The organism is Mesorhizobium sp. INR15, assembly GCF_015500075.1.
In the GTDB taxonomy this organism is placed as follows: domain Bacteria; phylum Pseudomonadota; class Alphaproteobacteria; order Rhizobiales; family Rhizobiaceae; genus Mesorhizobium.
On the sequence record NZ_CP045496.1, the window covers coordinates 5,769,709 to 5,785,519 of the forward strand.

The 15,811-nt window shown below is 61.7% G+C and carries 18 protein-coding genes; 7 read left to right on the forward strand and 11 right to left on the reverse strand.

Going from position 1 to position 15,811, the window contains the following annotated elements; translation table 11 throughout:
* Positions 1-81: 81 nt before the first annotated feature.
* Positions 82-993: a LysR substrate-binding domain-containing protein gene (locus GA829_RS28220; RefSeq protein WP_195175839.1), complete on the forward strand. Its 912-nt coding sequence runs from the start codon at positions 82-84 to the stop codon at positions 991-993.
* Between the two features lie 19 nt (positions 994-1,012).
* On the opposite strand, the gene der is transcribed toward GA829_RS28220, so the two are convergent.
* Positions 1,013-2,452 carry a ribosome biogenesis GTPase Der gene (gene der / locus GA829_RS28225; protein ID WP_195175840.1) on the reverse strand — a complete coding sequence of 480 codons (1,440 nt, stop codon included), beginning with the start codon at positions 2,450-2,452 and terminating at the stop codon, positions 1,013-1,015.
* Between the two features lie 16 nt (positions 2,453-2,468).
* Positions 2,469-3,134, reverse strand: a complete 666-nt coding sequence (locus GA829_RS28230) for a tetratricopeptide repeat protein (RefSeq protein ID WP_195175841.1) — start codon at positions 3,132-3,134, stop codon at positions 2,469-2,471.
* A gap of 190 nt (positions 3,135-3,324) precedes the next feature.
* On the opposite strand from GA829_RS28230, the gene GA829_RS28235 reads away from it, so the two are divergent.
* The gene (locus tag GA829_RS28235) at positions 3,325-4,329 is read left to right on the forward strand and encodes a polysaccharide deacetylase family protein (protein WP_195175842.1); all 1,005 of its coding nucleotides are present in this window, start codon (positions 3,325-3,327) and stop codon (positions 4,327-4,329) included.
* 28 nt (positions 4,330-4,357) lie between these two features.
* Here GA829_RS28235 and sbmA read toward each other — a convergent pair whose 3' ends face one another.
* The 3 genes from sbmA to GA829_RS28250 all read right to left on the reverse strand — a co-directional run bounded on the left by sbmA (position 4,358) and on the right by GA829_RS28250 (position 7,225).
* A complete protein-coding gene (gene sbmA, locus GA829_RS28240; protein ID WP_195175843.1) occupies positions 4,358-5,617 on the reverse strand; it encodes a peptide antibiotic transporter SbmA in 1,260 nt (419 codons plus the stop codon).
* 118 nt (positions 5,618-5,735) lie between these two features.
* Positions 5,736-6,896, reverse strand: coding sequence for a YbfB/YjiJ family MFS transporter (locus tag GA829_RS28245; RefSeq protein WP_195175844.1), 1,161 nt, complete (start codon positions 6,894-6,896; stop codon positions 5,736-5,738).
* Positions 6,897-7,000: 104 nt separating this feature from the next.
* Entirely contained in the window at positions 7,001-7,225 is a 225-nt protein-coding gene (locus GA829_RS28250) for a hypothetical protein (protein WP_195175845.1), read from the reverse strand.
* Between the two features lie 95 nt (positions 7,226-7,320).
* Here GA829_RS28250 and GA829_RS28255 point away from each other — a divergent pair, with 95 nt between their 5' ends.
* Genes GA829_RS28255 through GA829_RS28265 form a run of 3 tightly spaced genes read left to right on the forward strand, consistent with a single transcriptional unit; the run spans position 7,321 to position 9,953 of the window.
* On the forward strand, positions 7,321-8,313 hold the full coding sequence (locus tag GA829_RS28255) for a LysR substrate-binding domain-containing protein (RefSeq protein WP_195175846.1): 993 nt from the start codon (positions 7,321-7,323) through the stop codon (positions 8,311-8,313).
* A complete protein-coding gene (locus tag GA829_RS28260) occupies positions 8,310-9,566 on the forward strand; it encodes an aminopeptidase (RefSeq protein WP_195175847.1) in 1,257 nt (418 codons plus the stop codon). The genes GA829_RS28255 and GA829_RS28260 overlap by 4 nt, the downstream gene beginning before the upstream one ends.
* A gap of 24 nt (positions 9,567-9,590) precedes the next feature.
* Entirely contained in the window at positions 9,591-9,953 is a 363-nt protein-coding gene (locus GA829_RS28265) for a DUF488 domain-containing protein (RefSeq protein ID WP_195175848.1), read from the forward strand.
* A 32-nt stretch (positions 9,954-9,985) separates the two neighbouring features.
* Here the strand turns inward: GA829_RS28265 and GA829_RS28270 are convergent, their stop codons facing one another.
* The gene (locus tag GA829_RS28270) at positions 9,986-10,333 is read right to left on the reverse strand and encodes an ArsC family reductase (RefSeq protein WP_195175849.1); all 348 of its coding nucleotides are present in this window, start codon (positions 10,331-10,333) and stop codon (positions 9,986-9,988) included.
* 165 nt (positions 10,334-10,498) lie between these two features.
* Between GA829_RS28270 and GA829_RS28275 the strand changes: the two genes are divergently transcribed.
* Together GA829_RS28275 and GA829_RS28280 are read left to right on the forward strand one after the other, a co-directional pair.
* The gene (locus tag GA829_RS28275) at positions 10,499-10,855 is read left to right on the forward strand and encodes an ArsR/SmtB family transcription factor (protein WP_258051996.1); all 357 of its coding nucleotides are present in this window, start codon (positions 10,499-10,501) and stop codon (positions 10,853-10,855) included.
* The gene (locus GA829_RS28280) at positions 10,852-11,331 is read left to right on the forward strand and encodes an SRPBCC family protein (RefSeq protein WP_195175850.1); all 480 of its coding nucleotides are present in this window, start codon (positions 10,852-10,854) and stop codon (positions 11,329-11,331) included. The genes GA829_RS28275 and GA829_RS28280 overlap by 4 nt, the downstream gene beginning before the upstream one ends.
* Before the next feature lie 51 nt (positions 11,332-11,382).
* On the opposite strand, the gene GA829_RS28285 is transcribed toward GA829_RS28280, so the two are convergent.
* The 5 genes from GA829_RS28285 to GA829_RS28305 form a co-directional block, all read right to left on the reverse strand.
* Positions 11,383-11,736 carry a nuclear transport factor 2 family protein gene (locus tag GA829_RS28285; protein WP_195175851.1) on the reverse strand — a complete coding sequence of 118 codons (354 nt, stop codon included), beginning with the start codon at positions 11,734-11,736 and terminating at the stop codon, positions 11,383-11,385.
* Positions 11,737-11,861: 125 nt separating this feature from the next.
* The gene (locus tag GA829_RS28290) at positions 11,862-12,398 is read right to left on the reverse strand and encodes a 2'-5' RNA ligase family protein (RefSeq protein WP_258051997.1); all 537 of its coding nucleotides are present in this window, start codon (positions 12,396-12,398) and stop codon (positions 11,862-11,864) included.
* A 234-nt stretch (positions 12,399-12,632) separates the two neighbouring features.
* A complete protein-coding gene (locus GA829_RS28295; protein WP_195175852.1) occupies positions 12,633-14,060 on the reverse strand; it encodes an aldehyde dehydrogenase family protein in 1,428 nt (475 codons plus the stop codon).
* Positions 14,061-14,098: 38 nt separating this feature from the next.
* Positions 14,099-15,184, reverse strand: coding sequence for an ABC transporter ATP-binding protein (locus GA829_RS28300; protein ID WP_195175853.1), 1,086 nt, complete (start codon positions 15,182-15,184; stop codon positions 14,099-14,101).
* A complete protein-coding gene (locus GA829_RS28305) occupies positions 15,174-15,782 on the reverse strand; it encodes a helix-turn-helix domain-containing protein (RefSeq protein WP_195175854.1) in 609 nt (202 codons plus the stop codon). The genes GA829_RS28300 and GA829_RS28305 overlap by 11 nt, the downstream gene beginning before the upstream one ends.
* Positions 15,783-15,811 lie beyond the last annotated feature (29 nt).

Below are 15,811 nucleotides of genomic sequence, written 5' to 3' on the forward strand. Positions count from 1 at the left end.
CGCGTTGTCTCTACCGCCGTATCTTCGTCCTGAATATTGGGAATTTATGGACTTATAATTCTGAAAAATGGGACTATTGATTTGCGACGCGTAACATTCGACCTCGACGTTCTCCGCAGTTTCGTTACCGGTATGGAGTTGGGCAGCTTTGCCAAGGCGGCGGACAGGCTCGGCCGCTCGACTTCGGCGGTCAGCGCGCAATTGAAGAAGCTGGAAGACCAGGCAGCGACACCGATCTTCCGCAAATCCGGACGCGGCCTTGCCTTGACGGAGGCCGGCGAGACCATGCTTGCCTATTCGCGCCGGCTGCTCGACTTGAATGACGAGGCCGTGTCCGCCATCCATGACGTCGAGTTGGAGGGTTGGGTGCGGCTTGGATTGCAGGAAGATTTCGGTGAGGCCGTGTTGCCGGAGGTGCTGGGGCGGTTCGCCCGCGCGCATCCAAAGGTCAAGATCGAAGCAAGGATCGCGCGCAGCCACGAACTTGCCGACCGGATCGTGTCGGGCAATCTCGACATCGCGCTGGCATGGCACTGCGGCGCGACGTTGCCTTACAGCGAGCATGTCGCCGATGTTCAGATGCGCTGGATCGGTCCGGCGAAGCTCATCGAGACAAGGCTGCGGGATGGCGAGGCGCTGCCGCTGGTGGCACTCGAAGCGCCGTGCCTGTTGCGCACTGTGGCGACGGAAACGCTGGACCGGGCCGGCCTGCCCTGGCGCATGGCCTTCTCCAGCCCAAGCCTAGGCGGCATATGGGCGGCCGTCGCGGCAGGGCTGGGGCTGACGATCCGGACCGACATCGGGCTGCCGGCAAGTGTGAAGGCGATGGCACCGGAGATCGCGGGATTGCCCACCTTGCCCGAGATGGCATTGTTCCTGCACCGCAAGGAGGCTGAACCCGAGCCGGTGGCGGCGCGTCTCGGCGCGATCCTGAAACAGGCCGCATTGGAAGCGCTGCCCGAAAAGGCATCGGCCTTGCGCAACGTCGCGTAACGCCGGCCTGCGGAAGCCGTCAATTACGCTTCTTTGCCCTGCCGGCGAACGGATTTTCCGAGGTCCGCAACGCCATGCGGATCGGCACACCGGGCATGTCGAAGGCTTCGCGCAGGCTGTTTGTGAGGTAGCGGACGTAAGATTGCGGCATCGCCTCGGGCCGTGAGCACTGGACGACGAAGCCCGGCGGGCGGGTCTTGGCCTGGGTGAGATACTTGATCTTCAAGCGGCGGCCGGCGACAGCGGGCGGCGGGTGATGCGCCAATATGCTTTCCAGCCAGCGGTTCAGCTTGCCGGTCGACACGCGGCTGTTCCAGACCTTGTGTGTCTTGATGACGGCATCCATCAGCTTGTCGAGGCCGCGCCCGGTCTCGGCCGAAACCGTGACCGCCTGCATGCCACGCGCCTGGGGCAGCAGACGCTCGGTTTTCTCGCGCAGTTCGGCCAGCAATTCCTGGGGATGGTCGATCAGATCCCATTTGTTGAAGGCGATCACCGGCGCACGGCCCTCGCGGATGATGAGATCGGCGATCTGCAGATCCTGCTTCTCGAAAGGAATGGTGGCGTCGAGCACGATGATGACGATCTCGGCAAAGCGGATGGCGCGCAGGCCATCCTGCACCGACATGACTTCCAGCTTTTCGTGGATCCTGGCCTTACGGCGCATGCCGGCGGTGTCGAACAGCTTTATCCGGCGGCCGCGCCAGTCCCAGTCGACCGAAATGGAATCGCGTGTGATGCCGGCTTCCGGACCGGTCAAAAGCCGCTCTTCGCCGATCAGCGCATTGATCAGGGTCGACTTGCCGGCGTTAGGGCGGCCGACGACGGCGATGCGCATCGGCTTGGTGTCGTCATAGGCCGGCAGATCCTCGGCGTCCGGATCGACAATGTCCTCGCCGATAAGCACTTCGTTGGAGGCAATCTCCTCGGCCGCATCGTCCTCTTCTTCCCCAAACGCGCGCGCCTCGCCAAGCGCCTCGATGATCGCATCGCGCAGATCGGGCATGCCTTGGCCGTGTTCGGCCGAGATCGGGATTGGCTCACCGAGGCCGAGTTCCCAGGCCTCCAGCATGCCGCCTTGCGCACCGCGCGCCTCGGCCTTGTTGGCGACCAGCACGACCGGCTTGCCGGACTTTCGCACGATCTCGGCAAAGGTCTTGTCGTCGGGCAGCAGCCCGGCTTTAGAATCGACGGTAAAAAAGATCAGATCGGCTTCGCGTATGGCGATCTCGGTCTGCGCACGCATACGGCCAGGCAAGGTCGAGGCTGCTGCATCCTCGAAGCCGGCGGTGTCGATGACGTCGAAATGCAGATCGTAGAGCTTGGCCGCGTGGACGCGGCGATCGCGGGTGACGCCTGGCGTGTCGTCGACAAGCGCCAGCTTCTTTCCCACCAGCCGATTGAAAAGGGTTGATTTGCCGACGTTAGGCCGGCCGATAATGGCGACTTTGAAGGTCATCCGGCCCTACAATCCGTCACGATGCGTTGCCCGACCCGCGGATCAGCTCGGACATCAACGTCGCCCGCTCACGCGTGTTGCGTGGGGCGCCATCATCCGCGGCGATCTGGTCGAACAGTTTCAGAGCGTCCTGGGTCTTGCCTTCCTTCCACGCCGCAAGGCCGAGCGCCTCACGCGCCGTATGGCGAAGCGTGTTGGTGTCGGAGGTCAAGGCCTCGACGCGGCTGGAGACATCGGCGAAGGAACCGTGATCGACCAGCAGCAGTGCCGCCCTCAGCCGCGCCATGTCGCGGATGCCCGAGGGGATCGCGGTGTCGGCCGCCACGCCGTCAAAATCCTTGACGGCGGCATCGACGTCGCCCTTCGCCGCCTTGACGGTCGCCGCACGCATGCGGGCGAGCAGCGGATAGGCGCCGTAGCCATCCTTCTCCAACTGATCGAGCGCGGCCAGCGCGTCGTCGCTCTTGCCGTCATTGGCCAGCTTCAGCGCCTGCGAGAACGCATCGCCGGAGCGATTGGCGCGGGTCTCATCCCAGTAGCGGTAGCCGACGAAGGCAGCGGTGCCGAGCACCACCAGGACGGCGAGGCCAATCAGGAAGGGACCAAAACGGTCCCACAGCGCCTGCGCCTGGTCGCGCCGCATCTGTTCATTGACTTCGCGGATAAAGCTGTCGTCCGACATCGATCAAAACCATCCCTGCCCAAGCGGGCCATTCTTGAGAGCGCGTTTTAGCGAAATTTTGTCGGCATGGAAGGGGTTAGGCCGGAAAATCGCCGTTTCCCCGGCTATCCGACCGAAAAGCCGATCGCACCCACGCCACATTTGCGCGATAGCCGGTCACTCAATCCTGTTCAAGCCCAGATCGGAGCCGATGCCTCGTCCGTCCCGCATTGTTGCGTCCCTTGTCGTGTCACTCGCCACAGCCGGCGCCGCTTTTGCCGATCCGCCGGCAGCACCCGTGGCGGCCAAGCCCAAGCAGATCGTCATCATCTCGTTCGACAGCGCCCGCGACATTTCGCAATGGAAGCGCAGCCGGGCATTGGCCCAGCGTACCGGCGCGCATTTCACCTACTTTCTCTCTTGCGTCTTCCTGCTGTCGCCGGAGACGCGCAAGGAATATACCGCGCCCGGCAAGACGGCTGGAAAGTCCAACATCGGCTTTGCCAGTTCCAAACAGGAAGTCGCGGATCGGCTCGAGCAGATCAATCTCGCGGCCTCCGAAGGGCATGATATCGGCAGCCATGGCTGCGGCCATTTCGACGGCAAGGACTGGAGCAAGGCCGACTGGCTGAGAGAGTTCAGGGCGTTCGAGCATATTCTCGACAATGCCTACGCCATCAACGGCATCGAGCCCGAGCCCAAGGGCTGGCACGACCTCGCCCACAAGATGGTGGTCGGGTTTCGCGCGCCCTATCTGTCGACCAGCCCGGCCCTTTACGAGGCGCTGCCGGCGGCGGGTCTCTTGTTCGACGCCAGCGGCGTCTCGCGTGGCCCGGTCCAGCCGCCGACCAGCAACGGCATCACGCGCTTTTCATTGCCGCAGATCCCGGAAGGCCCGGCATCAAGACCGGTGATCGCCATGGACTACAATCTCTATGTCAGGCATTCCGGCGGCTTCGAGCGGCCAAGCAAGGCGAAAGAGTTCGAGAACCGCACCTACGATGCCTTCCGCAACGCGTTCGACGCGCAATATTCCGGCAAGCGCATTCCGCTGGAACTGGGCTTCCATTTCACCTTGATGAACGACGGCGCCTACTGGAACGCGCTGGAGCGCTTTGCCAGCGAGGTCTGCGTCAAGGCCGATGTCGAGTGCATCAGTTTCCGTGACTATGTCTCGCGGCAACATCCCGACGAAAGCGCTTCAGTGGGCGGCTGAACCGCCAACTGTTGCGCCCTCACCAATATCAAGCCGGACCGTCGGCGCCTTGCCGTTCGAGATAGCGCTGGTCGATCTCCGGTAGCGGCTCGCCTTGCAGCGTTGCTTCGAAGGCACGCAAGCGCTTGTGGACCGATTGCAGTTCGACAATTGTCGACCATGAGTTGAGCAGGAACTGCAGCGAATTCGTTACCCTGCCGAATGCATTCGAGATCTGGTTAAACGGACCAAACGTTATCTTGTGCGCCACAAAAGACGGCCCCAGGATAATGTTTGCAAAAATATTATCGGCCTGAAGGTAGGTATAACGCACGACATTGAAATAGATATAATGAAAATACAGTCTGAAATAGTTTTTACGAACATTTTCGAATAGTTCAGATGTGGTGGCAGGCTGGGCGCGATCTTCGTGGTCCTCGCCATAGACCAGCTCTTTGCGGTAAGCCGCCTCGACACGCTGGTTGCGGAACTGCAGGCCCGGCAGCTTGATGCCGGCAAGCATGACCGAGATGGTGCCGAAAAGGCACCACGCCAGCGCGGCAACGACCAACGGCTGCGGGATCGCCCCGACAATGGGCAGTTCGGTGATGTGCACCTGCAACCGGATCATGACTGGCAGGAATGCAATCAAGGTCATGATCGACTGGACGAAGGTGGCGCCAAGATCCTCCATGATCTGGGAGAACCGCATCGTATCTTCCTGAATACGCTGCGAGGCACCCTCAATGTGGCGCAGTTTGCTCCAGTTCTCCATGAAGTAGTTGTTCATGGCAGTGCGCCAGCGAAATATCCAGTGACTGACGATGAAGGCATTGACCACGCTGACATTCATCCCGACCAGAGCCAGCCAGGCAAAGCTGGCTACTCCGGCGTAGAATTCGGCATTGGTCGATTGTACGGTTCCGGACATCAGTCCCTGTACATAGTCAAAGAACGGTCCGTACCAGTCGTTGACCGCGACGCTGACCTGCACGTTGAAATAGATGAGGAACAGGATAAAGGCCGATACCGGGATGGACCAATTCAGCCAAGGGTGCGGCGAATACCAAGCCCAGAATGCGTAGAAAGCAAGCACGCAGGCGGCGAAGTAGATGTAAAACCACAAAAACGGCTTAGACCAAAGCACCGTAATACCGATGATGGGTGGCGCACCAGCGGCAGCGGGCGGCAATCCTAAGACCGCACCCAATTGTTCACCACCGAAAAACCAGAACAGGATCGCGGCAAGGGCCCAGATAGCCGCCGAAGCGAAGAAGAGCTTCGGCTTTGGAAAAAAGGATACGAACACTGTGGCGAATTCCTCGGTCGATGCGCAAATCAGCGGGGTTGCCGTTCAGCGGGCATAAAGTCACACATTAGTTGGAAAGAAAATGCCTGCCGATGCCCGGCACCGAGCAAGGCCACAATCATGGCGATTTTGGCGCGGCAGACCATAAGATGGCGCCGGAGACGAGGAGGACGCCCGCCGCGACAATCGACGCCAGGAAGAAATTACCCGACATTTGCGCCAGCACACCGGCGACAACCGGTCCGATGATCTGGCCGAGGCCGAACGAAGCCGTCATCAGGGCAAAGATCCGGCGCGGCGCCTGGGGCGCCAGTTGCCTTGCCGCCTGAAGGCCAAGTGCTGTGACAGCGATGAAAGTGACGCCAAGGAGAAGGCCACCGAGGAGCGGGCCGATGCGCCCGCCAACGGCGACACTGGCGGTGACGCCGATGACCTCAACGAAGCACCCCAGCCCATAGGCCGCGTAGAGCCCAATCCGGCCAGCAATCTTCTGCCAAAGCCAGGTCGAGGGAAAACCGGCAAGGCCGGTGATCATCCAGACCATGGCCTCGAAGACGCGTCCGCCGCCGCCTTGCCGGACAATGGCGACGAGAAACGTTGCCGTCACCACGTAGCCGAAGCCGAACAGGCCGTAGGCGATGATGACCTTTAGCAACGACCGGTCCTTTGGCAGCGCCGGCTCGCGGACTGGGCCGGCATTGGTGACCGGGCCGCTGTTGGCCAGAATTGCAACGATGACAAAGCCGCAGGCCGAAATGGCCGCCGAGCCATACCATCCCGCCGCCCAGCCGGCATGGTCGGTGACCAGGAGGGCCATGAGCGCCGAAGACGCCGCGATGCCAAGGCCGACACCGCCGAAATGCAGCGCCTGCAGGTCGCCGCGGTTGGCCGCTGCCAAATGGCTGAAGACGATGCTGGCCATGAACACCATGACGAAAGCGCTGGCGAGGCCCGCCAGGAAACGAACGATGACAAACACCGCCATCGTCTCGGTCAGCCCCATCAAACCGAGAAGCACAGTGCTGGCGCCAAGGCCGGTCAGCATCAGCATGCGTTCACGCCCCTGCGCCCAGCCGCCTGCCGCCGCCAGCGCGCCGACGAGGTAGCCAAGATAGTTGGCGGAAGCGATCCACCCCGCCGAAGCGGGCGACAGGTGAAGCTCTTCCATCATGCCAGGCAGGATCGGCGTGTAGACGAAGCGGCCGATTCCCATGGCGACGGCCATGGCAACCATGCCGGCGAAGGCAAAACGCAGCGCTGTCGAATTGGCCGATATCATCGCAGCGCACCATAAGTGCGTTGGCCGGTGAAACAATCCGCCTTTTGTTGGGCCAGTTTGGCCCGCCTGAGATCAGCGACGCAAGGCAAGCGTCGCTTTTGCAATCAGCACCTTCCGCCGATACCAGCCTCCAGGGCCGCCGTTTCATGAACCGTACGCCGCGCCGTCTGCCTAAATGGCACATCGCCAAGTTCGCGTTCCGACATGGTTTCCAGCACAGGATGTGACAGCGGGTCACGAACCCAGCCGGTTGTCTCGCTTTCATGCCGTGGCCGCTGCCGCGCCTCGGCGGCAAACACGGTTTTCAGAAACGACAAGATTCCTGGCATGTCTGCCTCCGCAGGCCTGTGTGATTCAGCCAAGGTCGGCCGTTTCCATACTTCTTTCAATTGAGATTTCGGCCCCGGCAGTTTAGAAAAACTGTATGGCCATGCTCAACCGCGTTCACCTCAACGGGCTCCGCGCCGTGGAAACAGTCGCCCGGCTCGGCTCGCTTTCGGCGGCGGCCGGCGAACTTAACGTCTCTGTCAGCGCCGTCAGCCAGCAGATCAACCGAACGGAAAAGCAGCTTGGCCGCCCCCTGTTCGAGCGCACGGCAAGCGGACTTGTGCTCACCGAATTCGGCACCGCTTTCACCGCGCGCCTCGGCGCCGGGTTTCGCGAGCTTGCGCAGGCGGTGGCGATGGCCGATGAGGCAAGCCAATGCACATTGGTGGTGTCGGTTGCGCCGGCCTTTGCCTCGAAATGGCTGCTGCCAAGGCTGTCGCGCCACTTCGACAGGCATCCGAAAGTGTTGTTGCGCATCGATGCCTCGGTACGGATTGCCGATCTCGATCATTCCGACATCGACATCGCCATCAGGCTGGGTGACGGAAAATGGCCCGATGCGCGTGCGGAACTGCTGCTGGCGCAGGAGGTTTTTCCGGTCTGTGCGCCGGTGATCGCCAACCGGTTGAAATCGATCGATGACCTCGCCAGCACCTGTGCGATCACCGATGAACGGGCGATGATCCCCTGGGAAAGCTGGTTCAAGGCCGCCGGCGTGGCGCCGGTCACCTTTTTGAAGGGCGCGCGCTTCACCGACCCGATGCTTTGCCTGGAATCGGCGATAGCCGGCCATGGCGTGATGCTCGGCTGGCAGTTGCTGACGGCGGATGCGCTGGCTGATGGGCGCCTTGTCGCTCCGTTCGGCGTCCGCGCCCAGAGCGGCCTCGGCTATTGGCTGGTGACCTCGGCCGCCAAGAGCGAAAGCCGCAAGATCAGGGACTTCAAGATCTGGATCCGCGAGGAGATCGCTGCAACAATGGCGCAGTTCGGCGCTACCGCCTCTGGACCAGCGGGTGCGGGGACTGTGGAAACCACAGAGGCGCCGGTCTATGTAAGATCAGAGTTCAAATCACGGCAGGCAGGATCATGACCACACATTCGCGCGGCGTTGCCGCAACCATCGACCCGGTGAAACTCGACAGGCTGGCCGAAGTCGCCATCAAGGTCGGGTTGCAGTTGCAGCCCGGCCAGGATCTCGTGCTGACCTCGTCGATCGCCGCGCTGCCGCTGACCCGGCGCATCGTTGAGCACGCCTACAAGGCCGGCGCCGGCCTGGTGACGACGATCTTCAACGACGACGAAATGACCCTGGCGCGTTATCGATTCGGCGCCGATGCCAGTTTCGACCGTGCGGCCGGCTGGCTCTACGAAGGCATGGCCAAGGCCTTCGCCAACAACGCGGCCCGCCTTGCCGTGCGAGGCGAGGACCCGTCGCTGCTGTCGGCACAGGACCCATCAAAAGTAGCGCGCGCCAACAAGGCCAACTCGATGGCCTACCAGCCTGCGCTGGAAAAGATCACCGGCTTCGACATCAACTGGAATATCGTCGCCTATCCCGATCTCGCCTGGGCCAAGCAGGTGTTTCCTGATGATGCCGACGATGTCGCGGTGGTCAAGCTCGCCGATGCCATCTTCGCCGCGTCGCGAGTGGATGTCGAAGATCCGATCGGCAACTGGAAGGCGCATAACGCAGCGCTTCGCAGCCGCACCGACTGGCTGAATGGCCACAATTTCCATGCGCTGCATTTCACCGGGCCTGGCACCGACCTGACCGTTGGCCTGGCCGACGGCCATGAGTGGATGGGTGGCGCCTCAACCGCCAAGAACGGCATCACCTGCAATCCCAACATTCCGACCGAAGAGGTCTTCACCACGCCGCATGCCCGGCGCGTCGAAGGTCATGTCTCCTCGACCAAGCCGCTGTCCTACCAGGGCACGTTGATCGACGACATCTCGGTGCGTTTCGAAGAGGGCAGGATTGTCGAGGCAAAAGCTTCGAAGGGCGAGGACGTGCTGAAGAAGGTTCTGGACACCGACGAAGGCGCACGCCGTCTTGGCGAAGTGGCGCTGGTGCCGCATTCCTCGCCGATCTCGGCGGGCGGACTGCTGTTCTTCAACACGCTGTTCGACGAGAACGCCGCTTGCCACATCGCGCTTGGCCAATGCTATTCGAAATGCTTCGTCGACGGCGCCTCGCTCACCCAGGCCGAGATCGCGGCACGCGGCGGCAACAAAAGCTTCATCCACATCGACTGGATGATCGGCTCCGACAAGATCGACATCGACGGTGTCGCCAAGGATGGCAGCCGCGTGCCGGTGATTCGCAAGGGCGAATGGGCCTGAGAGATCCTACCAACGGAGGTTGCCTTGGCCTTCGACATCGAGGTGAAGCGTATTTACCAAGCGCCTGATATGGCCGATGGCCAGCGCGTGCTGGTTGACCGCATCTGGCCGCGCGGCGTTGCCAAGACAAGCGCCGCGCTCGCCCTATGGCTGAAGGACATCGCGCCGAGCGACGCGTTGCGCAAATGGTTCGGGCACGAGCCGGCGCGGTGGGCGGAATTTCAACAGCGCTATCATGTCGAGCTGGACAGGAATGGGGAGGCGGTCGGGCAGCTGCGCGGGTTGCTCGCCGAGGGCAAGGTAACGCTGCTCTACGGCGCCCATGACGAGGCGCACAACAACGCGGTGGCTCTGGCGGGCTACCTGCTTCGCCATCCTCGGCCATGACCAGAGGATGACGAAGTGACGCGCATGGCGCGCTACTTCACCGCCTCCTGATAAACATCTGGCTTGAACCCAACCAGAATACGGTCGCCGACCTCCAAGACCGGGCGTTTGACCATTGTCGGATTGGCCAGCATCAGCGCCTTGGCCTTTTTCACATCGAGGCTCTGCTTGTCGCCGTCCGGCAATTCGCGGAATGTCGTGCTGGCTTTGTTGAGCAGCACCTCCCAGCCAACCTTGCCGACCCAGCCATCTAGCCGCTTCGCATCCAGCCCTTCCGCCCGGTAATCGTGAAACCGGTAGGCGACGTTGCGGCTTTCCAGCCAGACGCGCGCCTTCTTGATCGTGTCGCAGGTGGTGATGCCGTACATCGTGATTGTCAAAGCGTGGTTCCTTGGCTGACAGTCGAATCCGCTTCGCAGCCTAAAACCACCCTTCCCGCTTTGCCAGCATCCTTGCCTGCCCAGGCCTGTTTTTAGGACTTGCCAGTACTAAGGAATCTTCCTAAGTATTTTATCGCCGCTTTTGGCGACACCTGGGATGAAACAGTGATTGACCTCCAAATCGTAAATTCGAGCCCTCCACCGATCGACGGCATCTTTCGCGCGCTTGCCGACCCGACGCGCCGGCGCGTGGTGGAACGGTTGAACCGCAGCCCTGCCTCGGTCAGCGAACTCGCCGAGCCTTTCGGCATGGCCCTGCCCTCCTTCATCGAGCATCTCAAGGTGCTTGAAGGCTGCGGGCTGGTGCGCTCGCAAAAGGCCGGCCGCATCAGGACCTATCAACTGGCACCCGAGCCGCTGAAGCTCGCTGAAAACTGGCTGTCCGAACAACGCACCCTGTGGGAGCGCCGCCTCGACCAGTTCGACGCCTATGTCTTGACCCTTAAGGAGAAAGAAACATGAGCTATCCACTCAAACTGGACCCCAGATTGGATCTCACCTTGGAGCGCGTCATCAACGCGCCGCGCGAACTGCTGTGGCGGGCCTGGACAACGCCAGAACACGTCAAGCAATGGTTCACGCCGAAGCCATGGCTCATCAGCGACTGCGAGATCGATCTGCGGCCAGGCGGGCTGTTCAGGACGCGCATGCAATCGCCTGACGGCAAGGAGGTCAACGACCGCCATTGCTGCTATCTCGAAATCGTACCCAACGAGCGGCTCGTATGGACGGATGCGCTGCTGCCCGGCTACCGGCCATCAGGTGACGCGTTCATGACCGCGGTCATTGCATTGCAGAGCGAAGGCAATGCCACGCGCTACACCGCCACGGCCATCCATCGCGACCAGGCGACCCGCGATAATCATGAAGAGATGGGCTTCTTCGACGGCTGGGGCACGGTGGCCGATCAGCTTGCGCAGTACGTGAAGACGATTTGAGCTTGCAACACGGCGGCCGGGAGATTGCCAGCCGCCGTGTTTTCGGCATCTCTAGTAATAGAAACGCTCTTCCGTGATCTTGCCATCCTTGACGGTATACAGGCCAACCTCTTCCATCGTGGCTCGCTCACCAGTCGCTTTCGGCGTCACATCCAGCTTGAAGTACACCGCGAACTGGTCGCCATTGACGTATGGGCCATCGACCGAGCCGCCATGGAATTCGTTGTTGTCGCGCCACCATTGGCTCTTCTGCCTGAGAGCTTCCTTGCCATGGCTCACGGCCATCGGCCCTTCCATGGCTTCGTAGCTGGCAATGTCATCGGAATTGTATTTTGCAGCGGCACCTTCGTGATCGCCCTGCTTGAGGCGTTCAGTGAAATCCTTGGCAATTTCCGCGATGGTCATGTGTTTTCCTCCTGTTGAGACACATTGCAAATAGGGAACGGCTTGCCGAGCCGCCATCGCGGGATCGGTGGATGCTGACATGACCCTGTCAGGATGAGCATCGCAAATCTCCATGACGACGAAAGCTACATCGCGGCCAAGGCATCGTCCTGACCGTTCAATTGCCAGGTGGCCGGGCGCTCGTACTTACCCTGATGGCTACGGATCAATGCAAAGCTCCGGACCGTCAAGCAGATCGGTTCAACAGCCCTTTCCCGAAGCTTTGGCACACCAACTCTGTCGCGGAGCAACGTCACATGCGGCTCTACCGAGTTCGTTACGAAGGGCTGCAGCGGACTATCGTCGACGACGGCGGAGAGCTGGCGCCAGAAGGCCTGAAACGCCGGTGAATGATCGCTGCTGCGAAGCACCAGCGCCCCACCGCCGAATGCCGACAGACGGTCGAGGCAAACATCGAATGGCTTGGCCTGAACCAACAGACCGATGTGACGAGCGATACTCATCAGAGCTTGGGGTTTGCCATTGCCAAGCCCGATCAGCGACATGTGCATTTGCTCCGCTGGGGTCAGCCGCCCACTCAATTCCAGGTCCCGACAATAATGCTCTGCCTCGCGCGTCAGCATTGCATTGACCGGGGCTTCGAACAGAGCGGCGTAGAACACATGGGGTTCCCGGGTCGGGCCTGGCTCATCCCAACGAAAAAAGGTCTGGCCGTTCTTCCCGGACCCGAACGTAAATTGCCTACTCATAACTGATCTCGCCTGGCAAAACCGATCGAGAATACTAGAACAAAAAGTGAACAAATCAATCGAAAACGAAACAGGCGCCGATGCTTCCACATCGACGCCTGCAAGACCCAACGATCGGCAAGAACTCGCCGAGCAAGAAACCGAATCTTACGCCCCGTAGCCGATGATGCCCTTGACCTCGAGGAAGTCGTGGATCGCCCAATCGGCGTATTCGCGGCCGTTGCCGGACTGCTTGTAGCCGCCGAAGGGCGCGAACGTGTCCCATTCCGGGTAGTTGATCGAGACCTGGCCGGCGCGCAGCTGTCCGGCGACCTTGCGGGCGTGCTCGATATCCTCCGACTGCACATAAGCGGCGAGGCCGTAGACGGTGTCGTTGGCGATCCTCACCGCGTCGTCGTCGTCATTGTAGGAAATGACCGACAGCACCGGGCCGAAGATTTCTTCCTTCTCGATGGTCATGCCGGGCGTGACATGGCCGAACACGGTCGGCCTGACATAATAGCCACGGTTAAGGTGCTCCGGACGACCTGGGCCGCCGGTGACCAGCGTTGCGCCTTCCTTGATGCCGGCCTCGATCAACCCCTGGATCTTGTTGAACTGGAGCTCGCTGACGACCGGACCAAGCTTGGTCTCTTCATTGCGCGGATCGCCGACATTGTGTGCTTCGGCTGCCTTCTTGGCGATGGCCAGCGCCTCGTCGTGGCGAGCGGCAGGCACCAGCATGCGGGTCGGCGCATCGCAGGACTGGCCGCTGTTGCCGAAGCAACCTTCAACACCCTTGCGCACCGCCGTTTCGAAATCGGCGTCCGGCAGCACGATGTTGGCCGACTTGCCGCCGAGTTCCTGCGCCACGCGCTTAACCGTCTCGGCCGCCGTCTTGGCGACGATGATGCCAGCTCGGGTCGAACCGGTGAAGGAGACCATGTCGACATCGGGATGACCGGCCATGATCTGGCCGACATCAGGGCCATTGCCGTTGACCATGTTGTAGACGCCCTTGGGCGTGCCGGCGGCTTCCATCACTTCCGAGAAGACGATGCCGCTGATCGGCGCGATCTCGGAAGGCTTCAGCACAACCGTGCAGCCGGCGGCGATCGCCGGCGCGACCTTGCAGACGATTTGGTTGAGCGGCCAGTTCCAAGGCGTGATCAGCGCGCAGACGCCGATCGCCTCCTTGACCACCATGGTGCCGCCGCGCTTCTCGGAGAATTCATAATCCTCCAGCGCCTTGATGGTGGCTTCCATATGGGCTCGGCCGGCCCAGGCCTGCGCCTCGCGGGCCCAGGTGATGGGCGAACCATTTTCCTGACTTACGGCCTGGGCGATGTCCTCGTAGCGTTCGTTGTAGACTTCGAGGATACGCTTCAGGAGCTTCAGGCGCTCTGCCTTGCTGGTCTGCGAGAAGGATGGAAAGGCGGCCTTCGCGGCGGCAACAGCCTTATCGACGTCGGCCTTCGAACCAACTGAAATTTTCGTATAGGCCTCTTCGGTGGACGGATCGATGACGTCAAGCGTCGCCGGCACCACGGGCGCCACCCATTTGCCGTCGATGAAAAAGTTGAGATGATTGCTCACAGGGAAACACTCCGGTTTTCGGGAAATGGACGGTCAGTTTATGCGGACAGCATAGGGCAGTTAGCGCCACGGCGCAGGCTGATATGCGCCACGTCGCCGGCGCTGAATTGAAAACCCTGCGCCTGGCGCGGCGCGTCGATCACCACAGGTATTCCCTGCCCCAGTTCGGCATGCAAGCGCAAGGTGCGGCCATGAAAGACGACGCTGTTGACCCGTACCGGTGCCGTACCGGTTGAGGCTTCGTTCGCCGCCAGTAAATCCTCGGGCCGCACGCCGATGGTGCGCAGCGCGCCCTCGTTTAGGACTTCGCCAGTGTCCGAGACGGCCTCCAGCGGCAAGGCGCCAGCAGCGAAACGAAACCGATCGCCGTCGCGCCCGACAAAGCGCGATTGCAGCAGGTTCATGGTGCCGATGAAGCTGGCGACGAATGTGGTGGCGGGCCGGTCATAGAGCGTGGCCGGTGGCGCGATCTGCTCGATGCGGCCCTTGTTCATGACGACGATGCGGTCGGAAATCGACAGCGCCTCGGTCTGGTCATGCGTGACCATGACGAAGGTGGTGCCGAGCCGCGATTGCAGCCGCTTCAGCTCAACCTGCATCTGCTCACGCAAATGGGCATCCAGCGCCGACAGCGGCTCGTCAAGCAACAGCACGCGCGGCTCGCAGACGATGGCGCGGGCGAGTGCGACGCGCTGACGCTGGCCGCCCGACAATTCGGACACCCGGGCGCCAATCTTGTCGGCAAGGCCGACCATGTCGAGCGCCGCAGCAACGCGCCTGGCCTGTTCCGCGCCACCAAGCTTGCGCAACGATAGGCCGAAGCCGACATTTTCGGCGACATCCATATGCGGAAACAGGGCGTAGTCCTGAAATACGGTGTTGACCGGCCGGTCGAAGGGCCGAAGCGCGGTGATGTCACGGCCTTCAAGCAGCACCTTGCCGCTCGATGGGCTTTCAAAGCCGGCGATGACGCGCAGGCTGGTGGTCTTGCCGCAGCCGGATGGGCCAAGCAAGGTCAGGAACTCGCCGCGGGCGATGTCGAGATCAACGGCATCAAGCCCCACAATGCCGCCGGGAAAGACCTTTGAGACCGCCTGCAGCCGGACGAGAGGATCAGGCGCCATCGCGAACCTCGGACGGTTTGGTCGTGTTGACCCAGAGGATCTGGCAGCGTTCCGCGCCCGGATTGCGGAACGCGTGCAAGAGCGTGCTCTTGAAGGCGAAGCTGTCGCCGGTCTTCAGTGTGTATTTGGTCGAATCCACCACCAGTTCGACCTCGCCCGCCAGCACATAACCGAACTCATGGCCGACATGGGCATAGGCCTCGGCGGTGCCGCCGCCAGCTTCGACCGTCACCAGCAGGCCGGTCAGCGTGGCGCCCGGCGGCGACAGCAGCGCCTTGGCGATGCCCTCGGATTTCACCGGGATCGATCGCCGGCTGTTGGCACGCACGCAATAGAGATCGCTGACGGCGTCATCGCCATCGGTGATCAACTGCGAAGGCTCGATGTCGAGGGCGGCGGCGAGCGGCCAGATCACCTTGACACGCAGCGAGGACATGCCGCGTTCGATCTGGCTCAACGCGCCGATAGATACGCCGGCCTTGGCGGCAAGATCGGCCAGCGACAGGTTGCGCTCAAGCCGCAGCGCCCGCACGCGCCGGCCAACCCGCACATCGGCATCGTCCTTCGGCTTCGAAGCCGTTTCGTCCAGTATGTCCATGCGTTTCCCGACCTCATTGCGTTCTCGGT

Excerpts from the sequence above, each read along its gene's own strand:
- der (WP_195175840.1), bottom strand. The coding sequence starts at position 2,452 with ATGACCTTCAAAGTCGCCATTATCGGCCGGCCTAACGTCGGCAAATCA.
- GA829_RS28230 (WP_195175841.1), bottom strand. The coding sequence starts at position 3,134 with ATGTCGGACGACAGCTTTATCCGCGAAGTCAATGAACAGATGCGGCGC.
- GA829_RS28235 (WP_195175842.1), top strand. The coding sequence starts at position 3,325 with ATGCCTCGTCCGTCCCGCATTGTTGCGTCCCTTGTCGTGTCACTCGCC.
- GA829_RS28245 (WP_195175844.1), bottom strand. The coding sequence starts at position 6,896 with ATGATATCGGCCAATTCGACAGCGCTGCGTTTTGCCTTCGCCGGCATG.
- GA829_RS28250 (WP_195175845.1), bottom strand. The coding sequence starts at position 7,225 with ATGCCAGGAATCTTGTCGTTTCTGAAAACCGTGTTTGCCGCCGAGGCG.
- GA829_RS28255 (WP_195175846.1), top strand. The coding sequence starts at position 7,321 with ATGGCCATGCTCAACCGCGTTCACCTCAACGGGCTCCGCGCCGTGGAA.
- GA829_RS28260 (WP_195175847.1), top strand. The coding sequence starts at position 8,310 with ATGACCACACATTCGCGCGGCGTTGCCGCAACCATCGACCCGGTGAAA.
- GA829_RS28280 (WP_195175850.1), top strand. The coding sequence starts at position 10,852 with ATGAGCTATCCACTCAAACTGGACCCCAGATTGGATCTCACCTTGGAG.
- GA829_RS28285 (WP_195175851.1), bottom strand. The coding sequence starts at position 11,736 with ATGACCATCGCGGAAATTGCCAAGGATTTCACTGAACGCCTCAAGCAG.
- GA829_RS28300 (WP_195175853.1), bottom strand. The coding sequence starts at position 15,184 with ATGGCGCCTGATCCTCTCGTCCGGCTGCAGGCGGTCTCAAAGGTCTTT.
- GA829_RS28305 (WP_195175854.1), bottom strand. The coding sequence starts at position 15,782 with ATGGACATACTGGACGAAACGGCTTCGAAGCCGAAGGACGATGCCGAT.